The sequence below is a fragment of the Microbacterium sp. NPDC078814 genome (genome assembly GCF_040702645.1).
In the GTDB taxonomy this organism is placed as follows: Bacteria; Actinomycetota; Actinomycetes; order Actinomycetales; family Microbacteriaceae; genus Microbacterium.
The window spans coordinates 281,539-302,736 of record NZ_JBFBLT010000006.1 but is presented as its reverse complement, the minus strand read 5'-3'; the positions used below and the strand labels follow the sequence as shown (position 1 = coordinate 302,736).

Annotated in this window: 20 protein-coding genes; 13 read left to right on the top strand and 7 right to left on the bottom strand. The window is 71.9% G+C overall.

From position 1 onward, the window contains the following. Positions 1-5 precede the first annotated feature (5 nt). The 7 genes from AB0300_RS14105 to AB0300_RS14075 all read right to left on the bottom strand — a co-directional run bounded on the left by AB0300_RS14105 (position 6) and on the right by AB0300_RS14075 (position 6,757). On the bottom strand, positions 6-2,591 hold the full coding sequence (locus AB0300_RS14105) for a DUF3516 domain-containing protein (RefSeq protein ID WP_366216225.1): 2,586 nt from the start codon (positions 2,589-2,591) through the stop codon (positions 6-8). 24 nt (positions 2,592-2,615) lie between these two features. Further along, entirely contained in the window at positions 2,616-3,116 is a 501-nt protein-coding gene (locus tag AB0300_RS14100; RefSeq protein ID WP_025104038.1) for a hypothetical protein, read from the bottom strand. Beyond that, positions 3,113-3,676 carry an ATP/GTP-binding protein gene (locus AB0300_RS14095; RefSeq protein ID WP_025104037.1) on the bottom strand — a complete coding sequence of 188 codons (564 nt, stop codon included), beginning with the start codon at positions 3,674-3,676 and terminating at the stop codon, positions 3,113-3,115. Before AB0300_RS14095 ends, AB0300_RS14100 begins: the two co-directional genes overlap by 4 nt. A 68-nt stretch (positions 3,677-3,744) precedes the next feature. After that, positions 3,745-4,116, bottom strand: a complete 372-nt coding sequence (locus AB0300_RS14090) for a hypothetical protein (protein WP_071327859.1) — start codon at positions 4,114-4,116, stop codon at positions 3,745-3,747. 110 nt (positions 4,117-4,226) lie between these two features. Beyond that, entirely contained in the window at positions 4,227-4,940 is a 714-nt protein-coding gene (gene deoD / locus AB0300_RS14085) for a purine-nucleoside phosphorylase (protein ID WP_085604641.1), read from the bottom strand. A gap of 13 nt (positions 4,941-4,953) precedes the next feature. Then, positions 4,954-5,613, bottom strand: coding sequence for a DNA alkylation repair protein (locus tag AB0300_RS14080; RefSeq protein ID WP_303709702.1), 660 nt, complete (start codon positions 5,611-5,613; stop codon positions 4,954-4,956). A gap of 106 nt (positions 5,614-5,719) precedes the next feature. Continuing rightward, entirely contained in the window at positions 5,720-6,757 is a 1,038-nt protein-coding gene (locus AB0300_RS14075) for an FUSC family protein (RefSeq protein ID WP_366216224.1), read from the bottom strand. Between the two features lie 101 nt (positions 6,758-6,858). Between AB0300_RS14075 and AB0300_RS14070 the strand changes: the two genes are divergently transcribed. From AB0300_RS14070 to AB0300_RS14010, 13 genes are all read left to right on the top strand, one after another. Next, positions 6,859-7,314 (top strand): SRPBCC family protein, encoded by a 456-nt coding sequence (locus AB0300_RS14070; protein ID WP_025104032.1) that lies wholly within the window; start codon positions 6,859-6,861, stop codon positions 7,312-7,314. Positions 7,315-7,409: 95 nt separating this feature from the next. After that, positions 7,410-8,498, top strand: coding sequence for a DUF998 domain-containing protein (locus tag AB0300_RS14065; protein ID WP_366216223.1), 1,089 nt, complete (start codon positions 7,410-7,412; stop codon positions 8,496-8,498). Between the two features lie 131 nt (positions 8,499-8,629). Beyond that, positions 8,630-8,851 (top strand): hypothetical protein, encoded by a 222-nt coding sequence (locus AB0300_RS14060; protein ID WP_025104030.1) that lies wholly within the window; start codon positions 8,630-8,632, stop codon positions 8,849-8,851. Positions 8,852-8,916: 65 nt separating this feature from the next. Then, positions 8,917-11,784 (top strand): AAA family ATPase, encoded by a 2,868-nt coding sequence (locus AB0300_RS14055; RefSeq protein WP_366216222.1) that lies wholly within the window; start codon positions 8,917-8,919, stop codon positions 11,782-11,784. A 73-nt stretch (positions 11,785-11,857) separates the two neighbouring features. Beyond that, positions 11,858-12,061, top strand: coding sequence for a cold-shock protein (locus tag AB0300_RS14050; protein WP_025104028.1), 204 nt, complete (start codon positions 11,858-11,860; stop codon positions 12,059-12,061). Between the two features lie 233 nt (positions 12,062-12,294). Further along, on the top strand, positions 12,295-13,320 hold the full coding sequence (locus tag AB0300_RS14045; RefSeq protein ID WP_126894078.1) for an iron-siderophore ABC transporter substrate-binding protein: 1,026 nt from the start codon (positions 12,295-12,297) through the stop codon (positions 13,318-13,320). A 32-nt stretch (positions 13,321-13,352) separates the two neighbouring features. Beyond that, entirely contained in the window at positions 13,353-14,396 is a 1,044-nt protein-coding gene (locus AB0300_RS14040) for an iron ABC transporter permease (RefSeq protein ID WP_060922837.1), read from the top strand. Further along, positions 14,393-15,466 (top strand): iron chelate uptake ABC transporter family permease subunit, encoded by a 1,074-nt coding sequence (locus tag AB0300_RS14035; protein WP_025104025.1) that lies wholly within the window; start codon positions 14,393-14,395, stop codon positions 15,464-15,466. Before AB0300_RS14040 ends, AB0300_RS14035 begins: the two co-directional genes overlap by 4 nt. Then, complete coding sequence (locus tag AB0300_RS14030; RefSeq protein WP_025104024.1) at positions 15,463-16,263, top strand: ABC transporter ATP-binding protein; 801 nt, start codon at positions 15,463-15,465, stop codon at positions 16,261-16,263. Before AB0300_RS14035 ends, AB0300_RS14030 begins: the two co-directional genes overlap by 4 nt. Continuing rightward, complete coding sequence (locus AB0300_RS14025) at positions 16,253-17,206, top strand: siderophore-interacting protein (RefSeq protein WP_366216221.1); 954 nt, start codon at positions 16,253-16,255, stop codon at positions 17,204-17,206. The genes AB0300_RS14030 and AB0300_RS14025 overlap by 11 nt, the downstream gene beginning before the upstream one ends. A 1-nt stretch (position 17,207) precedes the next feature. Further along, complete coding sequence (locus tag AB0300_RS14020) at positions 17,208-18,047, top strand: ABC transporter ATP-binding protein (protein WP_366216220.1); 840 nt, start codon at positions 17,208-17,210, stop codon at positions 18,045-18,047. 23 nt (positions 18,048-18,070) lie between these two features. Beyond that, positions 18,071-19,102: an iron-siderophore ABC transporter substrate-binding protein gene (locus tag AB0300_RS14015; protein WP_366216219.1), complete on the top strand. Its 1,032-nt coding sequence runs from the start codon at positions 18,071-18,073 to the stop codon at positions 19,100-19,102. Further along, positions 19,099-21,177, top strand: a complete 2,079-nt coding sequence (locus AB0300_RS14010; protein WP_366216218.1) for an iron ABC transporter permease — start codon at positions 19,099-19,101, stop codon at positions 21,175-21,177. Before AB0300_RS14015 ends, AB0300_RS14010 begins: the two co-directional genes overlap by 4 nt. Positions 21,178-21,198 lie beyond the last annotated feature (21 nt).

Genomic DNA, 21,198 nt, shown 5'->3' with positions numbered 1-21,198 from the left:
CTCGCTCACAGCCGGTCGACCGCCGTCACGGTGACGACCGCCTCGCCGGCCTCGTCCGACGCGGCGAGATCGACGGTGGCGCTGATGCCCCAGTCATGGTCGCCGGCCGGGTCGTCGATGATCTGCCGCGCCGTCCACGCGGTCGGACCCTCGGTGAGCAGCAGCATGCGGGAGCTCCGGGCGTCCGGTCCGGTGCCGATGTCGTCGTGCTCGGCGAAGTACGCGTCCAGCGCGTCGGACCAGGCGGCGGCACCGAACGTCGGGTCGAGCTCGGCCAGGGCGTCCACGTCCTCCCGGGCGGCGAGCTGCACCCGCCGGAAGAGCTCGTTGCGGACGAGCGTGCGGAAGGCGCGGGTGTTGCTCGTGAGGCGCTTGGGTGCGGGCGGGACGATCGGCTCGTCGGTCTCGCTGCGGGCCGCGGTCCCGGCGGTCAGCTCGCTCCATTCGTCGAGCAGGCTGGAGTCGATCTGGCGCACGAGCTCGCCGAGCCAGGCGATCAGGTCGTGGAGGTCCTCGTCCTTCCGCTCCTCGGGGATCGTCTGGGAGGCGGCGCGATACGCGTCCGACAGGTACCGCAGCACGACGCCCTCGGAGCGGGCGATCTTGTAGAACGCGACGTACTCGCCGAACGACATGGCCCGCTCGTACATGTCGCGGACGACGGACTTCGGGTGCAGCGCGAAGTCCCGGATCCACGGCTGCGCCGCGCTGAAGGTCTCGAAGGCCGCGTCGAGGAGCTCCTCCAGGGGCTTCGGGTAGGTGATCGCCTCGAGGAGCTCCATGCGCTCGTCGTACTCGATGCCCTCGCGCTTCATCGCGGCGACCGCCTCGCCCCGCGCGAGGAACTCCTGCTGGCTGAGCACGGCGCGCGGATCGTCGAGCGTCGCCTCGACGATCGAGATCATGTCGAGCGCGTACGACCCCGTCCCGACCCCCTGGTCCCCCGAGCCCGCCTGGTCTCCCGAACGCGCCTGGGTCCCTGAGCCTGTCGAAGGGTCCAGCAGGTCGAACGCCGCGAGGGCGAACGGCGAGAGCGGCTGGTTGAGCGCGAAGTTCGGCTGCAGGTCGACCGTGAGCCGGACGCCGTTCGGTGCTCCGGGCACTCCCGTGTCGAACGTCTCCACGACGCCGGATTCCCGGAGCGTGCGGAAGATCGCGAGGGCGCGGAGGGCGAGCGCGCGCTGCCGGGTGCGCGGCTCGTGGTTGTCGAAGACGAGCCGGCGGACGTTCCCGAACACATCCCCGCCCCGGGCGATGACGTTGAGCAGCATCGCGCTGGTGATCTGCATGTGCGAGGTCAGCGTCTCCGGCGTCGCGTCGATGAGCTTCCGGAACGACGGCTCGCCCCACGACACGAAGCCGTCCGGGGCCTTCTTGCGGATGATCTTCCGCTTCTTCTTCGGGTCGTCGCCGGCCTTGCGGATCGCGGCGAGGTTCTCGGTCTCGTGCTCCGGGGCCTGGGCGACGACGGTGCCCGCGGTGTCGTAGCCCGCGCGTCCGGCCCGGCCCGCGATCTGATGGAACTCCCGCGCGTTGAGCTGCCGCATCCGCGTGCCGTCGAACTTCGTCAGTGCGGTGAGCAGCACGGTCCGGATAGGGACGTTGATGCCCACGCCGAGCGTGTCGGTGCCGCAGATGACGCGGAGGAGACCGCGCTGGGCGAGCTGCTCCACGAGTCGGCGGTACTTCGGCAGCATGCCCGCGTGGTGCACGCCGATGCCGGCCCGGAGGAAGCGGGAGAGCGTCTTGCCGAACGCCGTCGTGAAGCGGAAGCCGCCGATGAGGGCGGCGATCTCGTCGCGCTGCTCACGCGTGGCGACCTTCGTGCTCGACAGGGCCTGCGCCCGCTCCATGGCCGCCGCCTGTGAGAAGTGCACGATGTAGATCGGTGCCTGCCCGGTGTTGAGCAGGTCGTCGATGGTCTCGTGGATCGGCGTCGTCTCGTAGAAGAAGTGCAGGGGGACCGGGCGCTCGACCCCCGTGACCGAGGCGGTCTCCCGTCCGGTGCGGCGGGTCAGGTCGGCGGCGAGGGTGGTGACGTCGCCGAGGGTGGCCGACATCAGCACGAACTGGGCCTGCGGGAGCTCGAGGAGCGGCACCTGCCAGGCCCACCCGCGGTCGGGGTCGCCGTAGAAGTGGAACTCGTCCATGACGACGAGGCTGACATCGGCGGCGTCGCCCTGGCGCAGGGCCAGGTTCGCGAGGATCTCCGCGGTGCAGCAGATGATCGGCGCGTCCGCGTTGACGGCGGAGTCTCCCGTGACCATCCCCACGTTCTCGGCGCCGAACACCTCCGCCAGCGCGAAGAACTTCTCGCTCACGAGGGCTTTGATCGGCGCGGTGTAGTAGCTCCGGTGCCCGCGGACCATCGCCGCGAAGTGGGCGCCGACCGCGACGAGCGACTTCCCGGTGCCCGTCGGCGTGGACAGGATGACGTTCGCTCCGGAGACGATTTCGATGAGCGCCTCGTCCTGCGCGGGGTAGAGGCGGATGCCGGTCGACTCCGCCCACTCCACGAACGTCAGGTAGACCGCATCGGGGTCCGCCGCGTCGGGAACGAGAGAGGGTTCGAGCCGCGGCGTGGGATTCATGGTGCTTCGATCATCCCATCTGCGTCATGTCGCCGATCCCGTGACCCCGAGCGCGGTGAGCAGCTCGTACGCCGTGGAACGCGCGTGCACGATCACGGTGCCGAGCTGCGACGAGGAGGCCGACACCGAGAGCAGGAGCTGGCCGTACGGCGCGAGGATGAAGCTCAGCAGTGCCATCTGGTTCTCGCCGATGGACAGCGACACGATGGCCGACAGCGTCGGCTCCGTTCCTCCCGCGATGATCTCGGCCTCGGCCCGCGCGACCCCGAACAGGGAGCCGTTCATCGCCGCGAGCTGCTCGCCGCCGTCGGGGTCGACGCCGAGCGAGGCGATGTGGAGGCCGTCCGCGGTCCCGAGGACCGCGGTCGTCAGCTCCGGGAAGCGCTCCTCCAACTGCTGCAGACGGGTCTGGGCCGACGGGCCGACGATCCGCGACCACAGCGCCCAGTTGCCGGCGACGTCGGGGTGCATGCGGGACGGATCGGGCGTCGTGGCGGCGTCGTGCCGCCCGGCGGGTCCGGTCATGGCTTCTCCTCCGGAAGATCGAGAGCGGCACCGGCGACGCGCATCACGCTGTCGCGGTCGCGCGCGTCGGCCGCGAGGACGCGGGAGACGGGGATGCCGTGCCGCGCGAGCACGGGGGCGAGATCGCCGCGGATGTCGCCGATCGCGTGCCCCGCCGCGTGGCTGACGGCGATCACGATCCGATGCTCGTCTCCGGAGAACACGTCCAGCCACTCCTCGGCGTCGGCGGCGAGGGTGTCGTGGTCCGCGCGCAGCCAGAGCAGCACCCGAGTGCCCGGCATCGAGACCCGCTGCCGGGCGGACGCGAAGCGCTCTTGCCCCGGGATGCCGACGAGCGCGATGGAGACCTCGGGCGTGGGCCGCCAGGTCCCGTAATCGAGGCCGACGGTCGTCGTCGTCTTCCCGTCGCCGCTCGCGAGCGACATCGGCACGTCGGTGTCCACCGGCGGGACATCGCTCAGGGCGCGGACCGCGGTCGTCTTGCCCGCGCCCACCGGGCCGGCGAAGATCACGCGGTACCGCTGAGGCAGGTCGGTCCGTCGCCGACGCGGGCGCCTCATCGTCCGCTCCGCGGGACCGCTCTTCCGCTGTCGCCCTCTCCCGAGGCCGCTCCCCACGGCCCCATGGATCACGCGCCGAGGGCGGCGACCCGGCGGTTCACCGAGGAGCGCAGCAGGGCGAGGTTCGTGGCCTGGCGATCGGCGGCCAGGTAGATGAACAGGTCGTCGTCGAGCATCTTGAGCAGGTGCAGCTGCGTGTTCAGCGTCAGCAGCATGTCCTCGAGCTCGCCATCGATGCCGAGGGCGTCGATCGTGCGCTTCTTGTTCTTCACGATCTCGCTGTTGAACGCGCTCGCGACCTCGAGGTCGAAGTCCGGGCGGACGGAGCTCGAGGCGAGCGGCAGTCCCGATTCGAGGTCGACGATCGACGCCCCGATGAATCCGTTGATGTCGCGTTCGATGTCCGCCAGCAGCGCGTTGAGCTGATCTTGCGTGGCCATGGTTCTCCCCAGTCGTCTTCGTCGCGCGCAGCAGCGACCGCCCTGTGCGGTCGTCCCCGGCGCCGCGCGACCTGTGAAGTGTATAACGTTACTCGACGAGGAGGCCAGTCTCAGACCGAGGTCGCCGCGCGGAGGGCGATGCGCACCATGTCCCCGAACGTCTGCTCGCGCTCCTGGGCCGTGGTCTCCTCACCGGTGACGATGTGGTCGCTGACCGTGCAGATCGCGAGCGCGCGGCGTCCGTGGAACGCGGCGAGCGTGTAGAGGCCAGCGGCCTCCATCTCGACGCCGAGGATGCCGTGCTGCACGAAGGGCGCGGTGAGCTCCGGCCGCGTGCTGTAGAACTGATCGCTCGAGAACAGCGGCCCCACGTGCACCGTGGACGACAGGGGCTCCGTCTCGCTCGCCTCCACCGCGGCGCGCAGCAGGGCGAAGTCGGCGAGGGGAGCGTAGTCGAGGCCGTGGAAGCGCACGCGGTTGATCCCGGAGTCGGTGCTCGCGCCGTTGGCGATGATGATGTCGCGCACCGCGAGCTTCTCGGTCAGCGCGCCGCACGACCCCACCCGGACGATCGTCTGCACGTCGTACTGGGTGAACAGCTCCGTCGCGTAGATCGCCATCGACGGCTGCCCCATCCCCGAGCCCTGGACGGAGACCCGATGCCCCTCCCAGGTGCCGGTGAAGCCCAGCATCCCGCGTGTCTCGGAGTACAGCTCCGCGTCGTCGAGGAAGGTCTCGGCGATCCACCTCGCCCGCAGCGGGTCGCCGGGGAACAGCACGATGGGGGCGATCTGACCGGGTTCCGCGGCGATGTGGGTGCTCATCCGCTCAGCGTACTCAGCCCTCGCGACGGCGGACGATCTCCCCGATCCAGAGGGGTGCGAACGGCGAGGTGCAGCCCGGGGCCGTGGGGTAGTCGGCCAGGACCTGGAGCCGCTCGCCGATGTCGATGGCCCGTGCCCGTAGGTCCGGATGGAAGATGCCGATGTTCGCGAGGGTCTCGTTCATCGCCCACTGCAGGCGCGGTGGGGCCTGCTGCAGGTCGCGCTCGATGAGGTCGAGGAGGTGCGACAGGTCGAGGCCGCCGGGGTCCTTCGTCACCCGGACCGTCGTGAGCGACCACGCGGCGGCGGCGACGGTGGGATCGGCGTCGTCGAACCAGCGCCGACGCAGCTCCTCGGCGAGGGGCGACTTCTTGAGGACGTAGTTGACGAACCAGTCGTTGACCTTGGGCGGACGGGTCTCACGCAGCATCGCGTCGAGCTCGTCGGCGGTGAAGTCGGCCGGGCGGCACACGAGCAGGGCCAGCAGCCGGGCGGACGTCTCGCCCGTCGCCCAGAGCTCCCGCGCGAGGGCCTGATCGGTCTTGATGCGCTTCGCGAGGGCGCGCATCCGGCTCAGGTTGATGCCGTGGTCGTCGCCGCGCTTCTCGTTCGCCGCGCGCTGCTTCGGGTCTTCCAGCGCCGCGAGCTCCGCCAGCGCCTCCTCCACTGTCATCCCGCCAGGGTAACCCCCGTCGACCCACCCCTTTCGGTGCGTCCCGGCCTCCTGCGGACGCACTTAGGGGGCCGGGAGGCGCGAAAGGGGGTGGGTCGACGGGAGGTCAGTCCTCGTCGAGGAGTTCGCCGCGGATGCGACGGAGGTCTTCCATGAGGGAGCCGATGAGGATCCAGTGCTGCGAGGACGGCGGACGGATCACGAGCGGAGCCGTCAGAGCGGGGATCGCGGAGGTCAGCGGCTCGGGCTCCGCGGAGGGCGCCGTGGTCTGCACGGCGAGGCGCACGTCGTGTCCGGCGCGGCGGAGCTGCTCGGCGATCGCGGTCACCGCGGGCTCCTCGCCGAGCCGGTCGTCGTAGTGGTCGAAGTAGGCGCGGGTCATGCCGATGGTCTGCGTGACGATGGGCGAGAGCCGGTCGAGCAGCGCCTTCAGCTCCTGCAGGTCGGCACGATGGGTCGAACGCCGCGGGTTCAGCGTGAGCGACTCCTCCCCGGCGGCGATCGCGGCGGCGGCGGCATCCTTCATGGGCCGCAGCAGCCGCACCTCGACCATGAGCTCCTGGAGCCGCGCCGGCGTCTGCGGGGCGGGCAGGGCGTCCGCCAGGCGGTCGAAGCTCGCGGCGAGCTCCCGCCCGAGCAGCCCCACGTTCCGCCGCGCCGGCTCGACGAGCACCGGGGGCACGATCAGCGCGTTCACGACGATGCCGATCACCACCCCGATCAGGGTCTCCACGATCCGGGCGACCGCGTACTCCGGACTCGACGACCCCAGCGCCAGCACGAGCATCGCCGAGATCGCGACCTGGTTGCCGGTGCCGGGGGACGCCCGGAAGATCCACGCCACGAGCATCGCGACGACGATCGCCAGCAGCACGATCCAGCTCGGCGAGCCGAGGAGCAGGCCGAGCCCGACCGCGATGACGACCCCGACGATCACGCCGATGCTGCGCTCGAGCGCCTTCGACAGCGACTGGTTGACGCTGGGCTGCACGACCAGGAGCGCGGCGATCGCGGCGAACACCGGCAGCTGCCCGGGGAAGACCCAGCCCGCGATCAGCCACGCGGCGATGGTCGCCGCGGCCGACTTCACCACCTGCAGCAGGGGGGAGCGCTGGGAGGCGCGGATCGCGGCGGGGATGCGCATGACCTCCACGGTAGTCGCGCCGATGTCAACCCCATCGCCCTTCTCGCGCCCAGCAGGCTGAATGGAGGCACACGAACGACGAACAAGTGAGGAGCATCCCCATGGTGCAGATCATCGAGACCATCGACGTCGACGTTCCCGTCCGCACGGCGTACAACCAGTGGACGCAGTTCGAGAGCTTCCCGAAGTTCCTCGACGAGGTCGTCTCCATCACGCAGATCGACGAGACCCACACGCACTGGAAGGTGAACGTGGGGGGCGCGGAGCGTGAGTTCGACGCCGAGATCACCGAGCAGCACCCGGATGAGCGCGTCGCGTGGAACAGCGTCGGCGGCGAGACCGAGCACGCGGGCGTCGTGACGTTCCACAAGCTCGACGACAACACCACGCGGGTGACCGTCCAGCTCGACTGGGCGCCGGAGGGGCTGCTGGAGAAGGTCGGTGCGCTGGTCGGCGCGGGATCCCATGCGGTGAAGAAGGATCTGAAGAACTTCAAGGAGTTCATCGAGGGCCGTGGCGTCGAGACCGGCGCCTGGCGCGGTGACGTGGACGCCTGACACCTCCGCGTCGAGGCCCGGGACCGCTGTCTGCGGCCCCGGGCCTCGTCGCGTGCGGGGCTGCGGACGTCGGACGGGCGTGCTTGCATGGGCGCATGGACACGAGGGAGCGTCTGCGCGGCGAGGGGCGGGCCGTACTCGCGACCGTGGTCTGCTTCGTCGGGGGAGCCCTCGCCGGGGCCCTGCTCCTCGCCGGTCCGCCGCGGCCGCTGACCGGTGAGGGAGGCCTCGCGGTGCCCGCCGCGGGAGTCGCCGGCGGCATCGCGGCTCTGGCCTTCGTCCTCAGCACGCTCCTGCACCGTCGGCGGGAGGCTGCGGGGATGCCGCGCTGGCAGCGGGCGGTGTCACGGCTCTCCGCCGCCGCGCTCACCGTGGCTTTCGGGGCCGTGACGGCGATGGGTGTGCTGCTCACCGCGGAGGTGCTCGCGGCGGGCCTGCGGGGTCTCGCGCTCGGAGCGATCGGCGGCGGGCTGCTCACGGGGGTCGCGGCGGCGGTCGGCGGACGACTCGCGTTCGGTGCGGGGATCGGTCTCCGGACCGCCGACCTCGCCGGACTCCTGTTCGGGTTCCTCGTGATCGGCACGCTGTTCGCGATGGTGACCGCCGTCGACCCGCGGTGGTGGGAGGAGAACTTCTCGCAGCTCGGGGTGGGCTGGGCGTTCAACGGCACCCTGGTCGTGGCCGGGCTGCTGGTCGCCACCGTCGGCGCGTACATCGGGCGCGACCTGCACCGGCTGCGCGGCGACGACGCGCTGTCCCGGATCGCGACCGTGGTCGTGCTGTGGGCCGCGGCCGGACTCGCGCTCGCCGCCGTCGGGCTCCTGCCGCTGTACCGGGCCCCCGTTCCGCACGACATCGCTGCCGTCGCGGCGCTGCTCCTCTTCCTCGGGGCTGCCGCCGCGACGACGCTGACCGTCCCCGGCCGACCCCTGGCCCTCGTGGTGACCTCCGTCGCGGTGGGGGTGCTCGTGGTCGCGGCCGTGCTGCTGTGGTGGCCGCTCGGCTTCTTCCCGGTGACCGCGGTGGAGGCGGTCGTCGTCGGGCTCGGGCTGCTGTGGATGACGACGCTCGTGCGGGTGCTCGCGATCCTCGTACCGGAGGGGACCCGTCCGTCCGCGCGGCCCTCGCTCTGGCAGGGCAGGCAGTCGCGCGAGCTCAGGCGGGTTCGCGCGCCAGGAGCCTGATGCGGCGTGAGGGCCTGCGTCAGCATAAGGAAGGGAGGCGGAGGGGGCGCGGAAGATAGGGCATCCGTCCGATGTGGAGGGGGCACCTCAGAGCGGAGTGTAGGGATACACCGAACCGTCGAGGAGACATCATGTTCGACCACCCGTATCTCAGCCATCAGGTCACCGTCTTCGAGCAGGAGCAGATCGAACGCGCGGTCGCCCGGCGCCGGATGCTCCTGGAGCACGCGGATCAGATCGTGCCGCGTCCGGCGGGTCCGCTGCGTCGGCTCCTGCGCCGCCTCGCACGCCGGGGAACGCCGGTGCCGCGGGCGTCCCACGCGGGAGCGTGCGATCCGATCGTCGCCCGATGACGGACGGCGTCGTGCTGTCGTTCCCCGGCTCTCCGGATGTCCGGGGGGAGTGGCACGATGGGTCCATGGCCCCAGCCCCCTCCGCCGCGATGGTCGGGCGTGACGCCGAGATCGCCGGGATGCGCCGCCTGTTCGACGGCGTACGCCAGGGCGTGCCCGCCGCGCTGCTCGTCGAGGGCGAGGCCGGGATCGGCAAGACCCGGCTGGTGCGGGAGTTCGGCACCGAGATCGCGAGCGCGGCAGACGTGCACGTCGGCTGGTGCCTCGACCTCGGCGCCTCGCGTGCGCCGTTCGGGCCCCTCGCGGGCATCCTCCGCTCGCTCGTGGAGCGGCTGGGAGCCGAGCGCGTGCGTGAGGCGGTCGGCGTGGGCGTCGAGGCGCTCGGCATGCTGCTGCCCGAGCTCGTCGACGCCCCCGCCGCCCGCGACCGCACCAGTCCCGAACGCCTGCGCGACGCGATCGCCTCCCTCATCGAGGCCGCCACGGAGCTGGCGCCGCAGGTCATCGTCGTCGAAGACCTGCACTGGGCCGACGACTCGACCCTCGCGATCCTCTCCTTCCTCCTGCGCACGCTCGACCGCGGCCGCCTGCTGCTGCTCATCACCTGCCGCACCGACGACGTGCGTCGAGGCGACGCGGTGAGCCGGTTCATCGGCGAGGCCACGCGGGCGCGACTGCTCGAACGGATGACGGTACCGCGTCTCGACGACCATGCCGTCGGCGAGCTCGTCGCGCAGATCACGGGACGCGCGCCGACCGCGACGGCGCTGGAGCGGCTGCAGGTCAGGGCGGAGGGCGTCCCCTTCTTCGTGGAGGAGATCGCCGGGTGCGCCCAGGGGCCCCTGCCGGAGAGCCTGCGCGACCTCCTGCTCGCCCGGTTCGACCGCCTCGGAGACGATGCGCGCCGCGTGGTGCAGGTCCTGTCCGGCGCCGAGCGGCCGCTCACGGATCCGCTGCTGCTGCGTCTCGTCGAGCTTCCGGAGGATCGGGTCGACGACGCCGTCCGCGAGGCCGTGCGCAGCGGCATCATCGTCGTCGGCGAAGACGACTACCGGTTCCGGCACGCCCTGCTGCGCGAAGCCGTGCACGACGATCTGCTGCCCGGAGAGCGCGCGCGTCTGCACCGCGCCTACGCCGAGGTGCTGGACGAGGACGGCGGCGGCGACGCGGCGGCCCTGGCCCACCACTGGCAGCTCGCGCAGGACGATCGTCGCGCCATCGCGTCCGCCGCCGACGCCATGCGGCAGGCCAAGGCCCAGTACGCCTTCGCCAGTGCGGCGCGGTTCGGGGAGCTCGTCCTCGAACTCTGGCCACTCGTGCCGGACGCGGAGCAGGCGACGGGATTCGCACGTCTCGACCTCCTCCACGTGCTCGGGTCGGTCCTCCGCAACGCCGGTGACGGCGAGCGGGCGCTGGCGGTCGCCAATGTCGCGCTGAGCGAGGTCGACCCGGCGACGGTCGACCCGCGGCTGCACGCGCGCCTGCTCCGCAACAAGGCGCTGTATCTCGTCAATCTCGGACGCCTCGGGGCCATCCCGCTCCTCCAGGAGGCGCTCGCGCTCGCGGAGCGCGTCGACGACGAGGCGTTCCGCGCGGAGCTGCTGAACCAGCTGGCGAGCCGTCGCATGATCGCGGGCGATCGGGAGGAGGCGATCCGGCTCGCCGACGAGGCCGAGCGTCGCGCGGCGGGCGCATCCACGACGGATCAGCTCTCGATCGCCGCGAACGTCCGCGGCGGGTCGCTGGCCCATCTCGGCCGGGTCGCGGAGGGTGTGCGCGAGTACGAGCGCGCGCGCGACCTCGCCGCCGGATCGACGGCCGAGATGCGCTACCGCGTCAACTACTCCGACCTGCTGACGCTGCTGGGCCGCTACCGGGAGGCCGTCGCCGTCGCCGAGGAGGGTCTGCGCCGGGCTCGTGAGCTCCGTGTCGAGCGCACCTCGGGTTCGATCATGGCGCAGAACATGATCGTGCCGTTGCTCGAGCTCGGCGAGATCGACCAGGTCGAGGACATGCTGGCCCGGGACTTCCTGCAGGGCACGCTGCGGGTGTTCCGGATGTACGTGAGCATGACCAGGGTGCGGGTGCTCGCCTGGCGGGGCCGGGCCGCGGAGGCTGCGGAGACCCTGCAGGAGTGGCTGCCGGCGTTCGAGGAGACCGGAGTCTCGGAGCGGCAGATCTGGTACGACCGGATCACGATGCAGGTCGCCGTCGCCGAGAGTCAGGGCGACCTCCGCGGGGCGCTCGACGTGATCGGGGAGATGCTCGAGGACGACCGGCCGGCGTTGCTGCATCAGCGGCGGCTGCTCCTGGAGGCGGGGGCCCTCGTGACGGCGCTGCGTGCGGGCGGGGCCGACGTCGATGCGGCGGTCGCGGCTGTGCGGACGGCCTGGGAGGCGCAGCCGCCGGAGCTGCAGGACGACGCGTGGTCGACGGTGCTGCACGCCCTGCTCGACCCGAGTCCGGCCGCGGTCGACGAGGCGCTGCGGTGCGCGGACGGCGACGACGTGCCGGTCACCTTCCGTGTGGTGCTGCGGCTCGAGCGGGCCCGGCTGCACGTCGCCGACGGAGAGCGCGCCGAGGCCGCAGCCCTGCTCGCCGCGGCGACGACCGCCGCGGAGGAGCTCGGTCACGTGCCGCTGCAGAAGGCTCTGGCGGGGTTCGGCGAGGCGGCAGGGCTGCGTCCGACCGGGCCCCGCGAGGCCGCCGACGCGGAGCAGCTGACGGCCAGGGAGCGGCAGGTGCTCGCCCTCATCGCGGAGGGGCTGAGCAACCGCCAGATCGGGGAGCGCCTGTTCATCAGCGTGAAGACCGTCAGTGTCCACGTCTCGGCGGTGCTGCGGAAGCTCGGCGTGAGCACGCGCACCGAGGCGGCGCTCGCCCATCGCACGGCCGAAGAGGGGGAGTCCCGTCAGTCCGCCGTGGTAGCGTGACCGAGCATGCATGTCGGATCATCGGCATGATGCAGGCCGCGTGAGCGGCCGGTCAACAGAAAGTAGAAAACACATGGCCACTGGCACTGTGAAATGGTTCAACGCAGAGAAGGGCTTCGGCTTCATCGCTCCCGATGACGGCACCGAAGACCTCTTCGCCCACTACTCGGCTATCGCCGGCTCCGGTTTCAAGGAGCTCCGCGAGAACCAGAAGGTCGAATTCGACGCTGAGCGTGGCCCCAAGGGCATGCAGGCGGCGAACATCCGCGCTCTCTGAGCGTGCGCTGACTTCCTGAAGCCGGCCGGATCCGTACGGGTCCGGCCGGCTTTTCGCTGCCCCGGCACTTTCGAATCGCCCACTTTGCGGCATCCGGGCGCCGGATGGGACAAGGTGAGCGATTCGAAACGGGAGTGAGGGCGCCCTAACCTCCGTGTTAGATTAGGCGAGGCTTACCAAAGGCCGGACGCTCTCGCGTCGACACCCCATCTCCCATCCCGAAGGGAACGCCTGTGCGCACCTCTCGACTCCTCGCCCTCGGCGCAGCCGCCGCGCTCGCCGTGACGCTGTCCGCCTGCTCGTCCTCCGCGCCGGAGTCGACCGCGACCACCGGGGGCAACCCGGCCTCCGACGACGCGTTCCCCGTCACCATCGAGCACGTCTACGGCGAGACGACCATCGACGAGAAGCCCGAGCGCGTGGCGACGATCGCGTGGGCGAACCACGAGGTGCCGCTGGCCCTCGGCATCGTCCCGGTCGGCATGAGCAAGGCCACCTGGGGCGATGACGACGACAACGGCATCCTCCCCTGGGTCGAGGAGAAGCTCGATGAGCTCGGCGGCGAGACCCCGGTGCTCTTCGACGAGACCGACGGCATCGACTACGAGGCCGTGGCCGACACCGCTCCCGACGTGATCCTCGCCGCCTATTCCGGCCTCACGCAGGAGGAGTACGACACGCTTTCCAAGATCGCGCCGGTCGTCGCCTACCCCGACGTCGCGTGGGGCACCTCCGTCGACGACATGGTCGAGATGAACGCCAAGGCCCTGGGGCTCGAGGCCGAGGGCGAGGCCCTGATCGAGGACCTGCACGCCGACGCCGACGCCGCCCTCGCGGCCAACAGTGCACTCGAGGGCAAGAAGGTGCTCTTCGCCTACTTCGACCCGAGCGACCTCAGCCAGATCGGCTACTACACCGCGGCCGACACGCGCCCCGGGTACCTGCACGACCTCGGCCTGCCGCTCCCCGCGATCGTCGAGGAGAACGCGGACAGCGACCAGTTCTACCTGCAGGTGAGCGCCGAGGAGGCGCAGAAGTTCGACGACGTGGACGTGCTGGTGACCTACGGCGACGACTCCACCCTGGCCACGCTGCAGGCCGACCCGCTGCTGTCGAAGATCCCCGCCATCGCGGAGGGCCGCGTCGCGATCCTCCCGGACGCCACGCCCATCGCCGCATCGGCGAACCCGTCGGCGCTGTCGATCCCGTGGGGTCTCGAGGACTACCTGGCCATCCTCGCCGCGCCGCTCGCGAAGTAAGCTCCGCGTCCGCCCCCCAGCGGAGAGTCGTCGTGATCTCAGCACCCGTCCTCGCGTCGGACGCCGCCACCCTGCGGCGTCCGACGGTGGTGCGCACCCTCTGGCTGCTCGCCGGGGTCGGAGTGATCCTCGTGCTCGTCGTGCTCTCGGTGTCGTTCGGGGTGCGCGCGGTCACGCTCGACGACATCCTCGCGGCGCTCTCCGGCCAGACCGACACGATCGCCCAGGCTGCGGTCGTCAAGCGCATCCCCCGCACCGTGCTCGCGCTCCTCGTGGGGGCGGCCCTCGCCCTCGCCGGGGCGACCATGCAGGCCGTCACGCGCAACCCCGTGGCCGACCCCGGCATCCTGGGGGTCTCGAACGGCGCCTCCTTCGCGGTCGTCCTCGGCATCGCGTTCTTCGGACTCAGCAACCCCTACGGGCAGATGGCCTTCGCGATCGTCGGCGCCGCGGCCGCCGCCGTCTTCGTGTACACCGTCGGCTCCCTCGGTCGCGGCGGAGCCACCCCGCTCAAGCTGGCCCTCGCGGGGGCGGCGACCTCCGCCGCGTTCGCCTCGCTCATCAGCGCGGTCATGCTGCCGCGGGTCGACCTGCTGCAGACGTTCCAGTCGTGGCAGATCGGCGGCGTCGGCGGGGCGGAGTGGCCCCGGATCGCGATCACCGCGCCCGTCCTCGCGGTCGGCGCCCTCATCTGCTTCCTGTGCGCACGGGGCATGAACTCCCTCGCGCTCGGCGACGACATGGCCAAGGGCCTCGGCGAGCACGTGCTGCGCACCCGGATGCTGTCGGCCCTCGGCGCGGTCATCCTCGCCGGCGCGGCGACGGCCATCGCGGGGCCGATCGGGTTCGTCGGGCTCATCGTCCCGCACATGTGCCGGATGCTCGTGGGCACCGACCACCGCTGGCTGCTGCCCTTCTCGGCCCTCGCCGGCGCCGCGCTGCTCACCGCGAGCGACATCGTCGGCCGCGTGATCTCGCCGTCGTCCGAGGAGATCCAGGTCGGCATCATCACCGCGATCATCGGGGCGCCGTTCTTCATCTGGATCGTCCGCCGACAGAAGGTGCGGGAGCTGTGAGCACGACCGAGCACACCCTCGTCCGCGGCGACGAGTCCGCCGCCGCCCGCACCGCGCGCATCATCGCCGGCCGCCGGGCACGCCACCGCCGTCATGCCGTGGTCACGCTCGCCCTCGGGGTCGTCGTGATCGTGCTGTTCGTCGTGGCGCTCATGGTCGGCAACACGTTCTACCCGCTCGACGAGGTCATCCGTGTGATCCTCGGCGAGACGGTGCCCGGTGCGTCGTTCACCGTCGGCGACCTGCGCCTGCCGCGCGCCGTCCTCGCGATCCTCACGGGCCTCGCGTTCGGCATGGCGGGCGTCACCTTCCAGACCATGCTGCGCAACCCGCTCGCCTCGCCGGACATCATCGGCATCTCGAACGGCGCCGGCGCCGCCGCGGTGTTCGGCATCGTCGTGCTCTCGCTCAACGGCCCTGCCGTCTCGCTCCTCGCGCTCGTCGGCGCCCTCGTGACGGCGCTGGCGATCTACCTCCTCGCCATCAAGGGCGGCTTCGCGGGCACCCGCCTCATCCTCATCGGGATCGGCGTCGCGGCGATGCTGCAGAGCGTCATCTCCTACCTGCTGTCCCGGGCCGCGAACTGGGACATCCAGACCGCGATGCAGTGGCTCACCGGCAGCCTCAACAACGCGTCCTGGGAGCGGGTGCTGCCGATGGCGATCGCCGCCGCGATCCTCGTGCCGCTGCTGCTCTCGCAGGGGCGGGCGCTGGGCACGCTCCAGCTCGGCGACGACTCCGCCGCGGGGCTCGGCGTGCGGGTCACCGCCACGCGCCTCGTCTTCATCCTCGGCGCCGTGGCCCTCCTCGCCTTCGCGACCGCCGCCACCGGGCCGATCGCGTTCGTCGCGTTCATGGCCGGACCCATCGCCGCGCGGCTCACCGGTCCCGGCGCCACGCTGCTGCTGCCCAGCGGCCTCGTCGGGGCGGTGCTCGTGCTCGGCGGTGACCTCATCGCCCAGTTCGCGCTCGGCGCGCGCTACCCGGTCGGCGTGGTCACCGGCGTGGTCGGCGCGCCGTACCTCATCTATCTGCTCATCCGCACCAACCGCACCGGAGGCTCGCTGTGACCGCCGCCCACCGCCTGTCCGCCGAGGGGGTCACCCTCTCGTACGGCGACCGCACCGTCGTCGAGGGCCTCGACCTGCAGATCGCGCCGGGGAAGATCACCACGATCGTCGGCGCGAACGGCTGTGGCAAATCGACGCTGCTGCGTGCCCTCGCCCGGCTGCTGTCCCCGGGGGACGGAGAGGTCGTGCTCGACGGGAAGTCGATCCATGCCCGGCCCACGAAGGAGGTCGCGCGCATCCTTGGCCTCCTGCCCCAGTCGCCCGTGGCCCCCGAGGGCATCGCCGTCGCCGACCTCGTCGGTCGCGGGCGTCACCCCCACCAGCGGGCCCTGTCGCGGTGGAGTGCGCACGACTACGAGGTCGTCGCCGACGCCCTGGACGCGACCGGCATCAGCGACCTCGCCGACCGCAGCGTGGACGAGCTCTCCGGCGGTCAGCGGCAGCGGGTCTGGATCGCGATGGCCCTCGCGCAGGAGACCGACATCCTGCTGCTGGACGAGCCGACGACCTTCCTCGACGTCGCCCACCAGGTCGAGGTGCTCGACCTGCTCACCGACCTCAGCGTGGCCCGCGGCACCACGATCGTCATGGTGCTGCACGACCTCAACCTCGCCGCGCGCTACGCCGACGAGCTGGTCGCCATGAAGGACGGCCGCGTGCACGCGATCGGCGCCCCGCAAGACGTCGTCACCGCCGAGCTCGTGCAGGAGGTCTTCGGCCTCCCCAACCAGATCACCATCGACCCGGTCTCCGGCAAGCCGATGGTCACCCCCATCGGAAGGCATCATGTCCGCTGAATCCACCACGACCGAGCGCCCGACCTACATCCTCACCCGCGCCGAGGTGCGCGCCGTCTCCCGCGTCTCCCCGTCGTTCGTGCGGGTGACGCTCGGCGGCGAGGAGCTCAGCGAGCTGGGCACGCCAGGGGAGGTGTACGACAGCCGGGTCAAGCTCGTCTTCCCGCCCGCGTCCGGCGTTCTCGCGGAGATCGACCGGTCGACGCACGACTGGTGGGGTTCGTACCTGGCCGTCCCGGAGGAGGAGCGCGGCTCGATGCGCACCTACTCCGTGCGCGAGCTGCGGGTCGACGGCGACGGCCGCACCGAGGTCGACATCGACTTCGTGCTGCACCTGGAGCCCGGGCTCACGGGTCCGGCCTCTCGGTGGGCGAGCACGGCCGCGGTGGGTCAGGAGCTGTGGCTGGTCGGCCCACGTCGGGGCGTCGTGGCGCACGGCGGAGCGGAGTACGCTCCCGGGGCGGCGACCTCGGTGGTCCTCGTCGGGGACGAGACGGCGGCCCCCGCCATCGCCCGCATCCTGGAGGATGCCCCGCGCGACCTCCGCGGCACGGCGTTCATCGAGGTGCCGTCGCCCGCCGACGTGCTCGCGATCGACGTGCCGGCCGGGGTGGACGTGCACTGGCTGCCGCGCGATGCCGGCGAGCCGCACGGCCTGCGCCTCATCCCCGCGGTGCTCGAGCACCTGGGCGACGACGACGCCGCCGACGAGATCCGCGTCACCGACATCGAGGGGGAGGACCTGCTCTGGGAGACCCCCGAGTACTCGAGCCTGGGGGAGGAGATCGCGCCCGACGACGCGGCCGGCCGCTACTTCTGGATCGCGGGCGAGAGCGGTGTCGTGACGACGCTGCGTCGGCACCTCGTGAAGGATCTCGGGATCGACCGCGCGCAGGTCGCGTTCATGGGCTACTGGCGCCGCGGCGTCGCGATGCGGGGCTGAGATGACCGACGCCATCGATCGCCACAGCCTGGAGGGGGAGTCCCTCGTCCTCGGCTACGGCCGCACCCGGGTCGTGCACGACGTCTCCCTGCGCCTCGCGCCGGGCCGGGTGACCGCACTGATCGGACCGAATGGCAGCGGCAAGTCGACCGTCCTCCGCGCCCTCGCGCGGCTGCACCGCATCGAGGCGGGGACCGTGCGCGTCGGCGGCGCGGAGTCGCGCGAGGCCGCCGCCCTCTCCGCCAAGGAGTTCGCGAAGACCGTCGCGATGCTGTCGCAGTCCCGGCCGCACCCGTCCGGGATCGAGGTCGCCGACGTGGTCGCCTACGGCCGCCATCCGCACCGCGGGCGGTTCTCCGGCGTGAGCGACGCCGACCGTGCCGCCGTGGCGCGCGCCCTCGCCCTCACCGGCCTGTCCGCGATGGCCGCCCGTCCGGTCGACCAGCTCTCCGGCGGCGAGCTGCAGCGCGTCTGGCTGGCGACCGCACTCGCCCAGGACACCGGGGTGCTGCTGCTCGACGAGCCGACCAACCACCTCGACCTGCGCTACCAGGTGGAGACCCTCGATCTGGTGCGGGAGCTCGCCGACGACCACGGCACCGCGCTCGGCGTCGTGCTGCACGACCTCGACCACGCCGCCTCGGTCGCCGACGACGTCGTGCTGATGCACCGCGGCCGGGTCCACGCGGCGGGGGCTCCCGCCGAGGTGCTCACCGGCGAGAACCTGTCGCACGTGTACGGACTGCGCATCGACACCGCCCTCGACGAGGAGACCGGCCTGGTGCGGGTGCGTCCGCGCGGCCACCACCACGGTCGCCTCCGCGCCCCCTCCGCCTCCTGATCCCGACCCTGAAGGAACCACCGATGAAGAAGACCCCCCTCGCCGTGCTCGCCCTCGGCGGCGCCCTCACCCTCGCGCTCGCCGGCTGCGGCACCACGCAGACGCCGTCCGCCGAGGGGTCCGACGCCCCGACCTCGACGAGCGCGGGCTGCACGGACGACACCACGAGCACCTCGACCGGGGCGGTCTCCGTCACCGACGATCTCGGCCGCACGGTCGAGCTCGACAAGCCGGCCGAGCGCATCGCGGTGCTCGAGTGGCAGCAGATCGAGGACGCGCTGTCGCTGTGCGTGACGCCGGTCGCGGTGGCCGACGCCGAGGGGTACAGCACCTGGGTCACCGCGGAGGAGCTGCCGGAGGGCGTCGTGGACGTGGGCACCCGCCAGGAGCCGAATCTGGAGACGCTGTTCGGCACCGATCCCGACCTCGTGATCGTCGAGGTCAACGCCGCGGACGACCCCATCGTCGCGCAGCTGGAGGCTTACGACGTGCCCGTGCTCGCGACGATCGGCGCCGATGCGAAGGACCCGATCGCCAAGATGCTGAACACCTTCGACCTCATCGCGCAGGTCACCGGCCGCGAGGAGCGGGCCGACGTCGTCACCGAGGAGTTCCAGGAGCACCTCGACACCGCGAAGGCCGAGCTCGCCGACCGCGACCTCGCCACGACCGACTTCGTGTTCTTCGACGGCTGGGTCGACGGCGGCAACGTGGCGCTGCGTCCGTTCGGCCAGGGCTCGCTCGTCGGCGAGGTGGGCGAGGAGCTCGGGCTGACGAACGCTTGGACCGGCGAGGTCGACCCCGTGTACGGCCTCGGACAGACCGATGTCGAGGGCATGACGACGGTCGGCGACGCGAACCTGTTCTACACCGGCACCGCGGACCCGGACTCCGAGAGCTTCGTCGACGCCCTCGCGGACAACCCCGCCTGGACCTCGCTCCCCGCGGTGGCGGAGGACCGCCTGACCGCGTTCCCGGCCGGCATCTGGACCTTCGGCGGCCCGCGCTCGACCGCGCAGATCATCGACGGCTACCTCGAGGTGCTCTCGAAGTGACGGAGACCCTCCGCCTCGACGACACGACGGCGACCGCGGAGCCCGGCGCCCCGGCGTCCGCCGTCCCCGTCGGGGAGGAGGGTCGGAAGCCCGCGGTGTGGACGGGCGTCGGTGTGCTCGTCGCTCTCGCCGTCGTGCTGGTCGCGGTCGCCTGCTGGCACCTCACCCAGGGCACGAGCGGCGCGGTGTTCGCCGACACCGACGTCCTCTGGGGCTCGCGGGTGCCGCGGCTCGCCGCCGGTGTCGCGGTGGGCGTGGCCCTCGGGGTCGCCGGCATCCTGCTGCAGTCCCTCGCCCGCAATGCCCTCGCGTCGCCGGACACGCTGGGCGTGACCGCCGGGGCCTATCTCGCCGTCACGGCGCTCGCCGCATTCGGGATCGCCGTGCCGGTGTGGGCCTCCGGGGCGGTGGCGTTCGCGGGCGGCATCGTCGCCGCGGGCATCGTGCTCGGGCTCGCCGGCGGGGCGGGGTCGTCCACGACCCGCCTCATCCTCGCCGGCACCGCGCTGGCGCTCGCCTTCCAGGCCGCGACCTCGACGCTGCTCATCCTGTTCGACGAGGAGACCAAGGGACTGCTCGCCTGGGGGAGCGGGAGCCTGTCGCAGCTCGGACTCACCGCGTTCCTCCAGGCGGCGCCGGTCGTCGTGGTCGTCACGGTGCTCGCGCTCCTGCTCGCGCGGCGCCTCGACATCCTCACCCTGGGGGACGACACCGCCTCGTCGCTCGGCGTGCCGATCCGGTCGACGAGGACCATCGGGATCCTCCTCGCGGTCACCCTCACGGCGGTCGCGGTGACGCTCGCCGGGCCGATGGGATTCGTGGGGCTGTGTGCGCCGGTGCTCGCGCGGCTGCTGACGCGGGTGGTGCCGAGCCTGAACCGCCACGTGCTGCTGATCCCCGCGTCGGGGCTCCTCGGCGCCCTCGTCGTCATCCTGTCCGACTCCCTCCTGCGTGCGCTCATCGGCGCGGAGGCCGCGATCCTCATCCCGACCGGCGTCGCGACGACGCTGCTCGGTGCGATCGTGCTCGTGCTCATGGCCAGGCGGCTCCGTGACGCCGGACCCACGCGGGAGCCTCCGCGGGTGCGCTTCGGCGTCCGCAGCCGCCTGCGCTTCCGGATCACCCTCGCCCTCGTCGCCCTCGGCGTGGTCGGGGTGCTGCTGCTCGGCCTGCTCGCCGGGCACACCTGGCTGCTCACCGGCGACATCGCGCTGTGGCTGCAGGGGCAGGCTCCCGCTCCCATCGCCTTCGCCCTCGACGAGAGGGCGCCGCGGATCGTGGCCGCCGTGGTCGCCGGCGCCGCGCTCGCGCTCTCCGGCGCCGTGATCCAGGGGGTGAGCCGCAACCCGCTCGCCGACCCGGGCATCCTCGGCGTCACCGGCGGCGGCGGGCTCGGCGCGGTGCTGGTGATCACGAGCATCACGTCGTCGACGGGCGGGATGATCGCGGGAGCCGTCACGGGCTCGCTGCTCGCCTTCGCCCTCGTCTACCTGCTGTCGTGGCGGGGAGGCCTGAACGCGGACCGGTTCCTGCTGATCGGCATCGGGGTCTCGTACTTCACGGTCTCCCTCACGACCTTCCTCCTGCTGCGGTCGAACCCGTGGGACACCCCGAAGATCTACACCTGGCTCTCCGGCACGACCTACGGGCGTGTGTGGGAGCAGGTCGTCCCGCTGGCGATCGTCCTCGTGATCGCGGTGCCGTTCGTGGTGATGAGTCGCCGGGAGCTCGACGTGCTGTCGCTCGATGAGGACACGCCGCGACTGGTCGGCATCCGGCTGGAGCCGGTCCGGTTGACGCTGCTGCTGGTGGCGGCCGTCCTGGCGGCGCTGAGCGTGACGGCGATCGGGGTCATCGGCTTCGTGGGGCTGGTGGCGCCGCATGCCGCGCGGGCACTGGTGGGCGCACGGCACTCGCGGGTGATCCCGACGGCGGTGCTCCTCGGCGGGCTGCTCGTCGGCATCGCGGACACGATCGGCCGGACGGTGATCGCCCCCGCGCAGCTTCCGGCGGGTCTCGTGGTCGCGCTGATCGGCGCCCCGTACTTCGTCTGGCTGCTCTGGCGCTCCCGCTGACCCGCTTCGAATCGCGCAAAT

Excerpts from the sequence above, each read along its gene's own strand:
- AB0300_RS14070 (WP_025104032.1), top strand. The coding sequence starts at position 6,859 with ATGGTGCAGATCATCGAGACCATCGACGTCGACGTTCCCGTCCGCACG.
- deoD (WP_085604641.1), bottom strand. The coding sequence starts at position 4,940 with ATGAGCACCCACATCGCCGCGGAACCCGGTCAGATCGCCCCCATCGTG.
- AB0300_RS14090 (WP_071327859.1), bottom strand. The coding sequence starts at position 4,116 with ATGGCCACGCAAGATCAGCTCAACGCGCTGCTGGCGGACATCGAACGC.
- AB0300_RS14100 (WP_025104038.1), bottom strand. The coding sequence starts at position 3,116 with ATGACCGGACCCGCCGGGCGGCACGACGCCGCCACGACGCCCGATCCG.
- AB0300_RS14025 (WP_366216221.1), top strand. The coding sequence starts at position 16,253 with ATGTCCGCTGAATCCACCACGACCGAGCGCCCGACCTACATCCTCACC.
- AB0300_RS14015 (WP_366216219.1), top strand. The coding sequence starts at position 18,071 with ATGAAGAAGACCCCCCTCGCCGTGCTCGCCCTCGGCGGCGCCCTCACC.
- AB0300_RS14050 (WP_025104028.1), top strand. The coding sequence starts at position 11,858 with ATGGCCACTGGCACTGTGAAATGGTTCAACGCAGAGAAGGGCTTCGGC.
- AB0300_RS14065 (WP_366216223.1), top strand. The coding sequence starts at position 7,410 with ATGGACACGAGGGAGCGTCTGCGCGGCGAGGGGCGGGCCGTACTCGCG.
- AB0300_RS14105 (WP_366216225.1), bottom strand. The coding sequence starts at position 2,591 with ATGAATCCCACGCCGCGGCTCGAACCCTCTCTCGTTCCCGACGCGGCG.
- AB0300_RS14020 (WP_366216220.1), top strand. The coding sequence starts at position 17,208 with ATGACCGACGCCATCGATCGCCACAGCCTGGAGGGGGAGTCCCTCGTC.
- AB0300_RS14080 (WP_303709702.1), bottom strand. The coding sequence starts at position 5,613 with ATGACAGTGGAGGAGGCGCTGGCGGAGCTCGCGGCGCTGGAAGACCCG.
- AB0300_RS14055 (WP_366216222.1), top strand. The coding sequence starts at position 8,917 with ATGGCCCCAGCCCCCTCCGCCGCGATGGTCGGGCGTGACGCCGAGATC.
- AB0300_RS14060 (WP_025104030.1), top strand. The coding sequence starts at position 8,630 with ATGTTCGACCACCCGTATCTCAGCCATCAGGTCACCGTCTTCGAGCAG.
- AB0300_RS14095 (WP_025104037.1), bottom strand. The coding sequence starts at position 3,676 with ATGAGGCGCCCGCGTCGGCGACGGACCGACCTGCCTCAGCGGTACCGC.
- AB0300_RS14075 (WP_366216224.1), bottom strand. The coding sequence starts at position 6,757 with ATGCGCATCCCCGCCGCGATCCGCGCCTCCCAGCGCTCCCCCCTGCTG.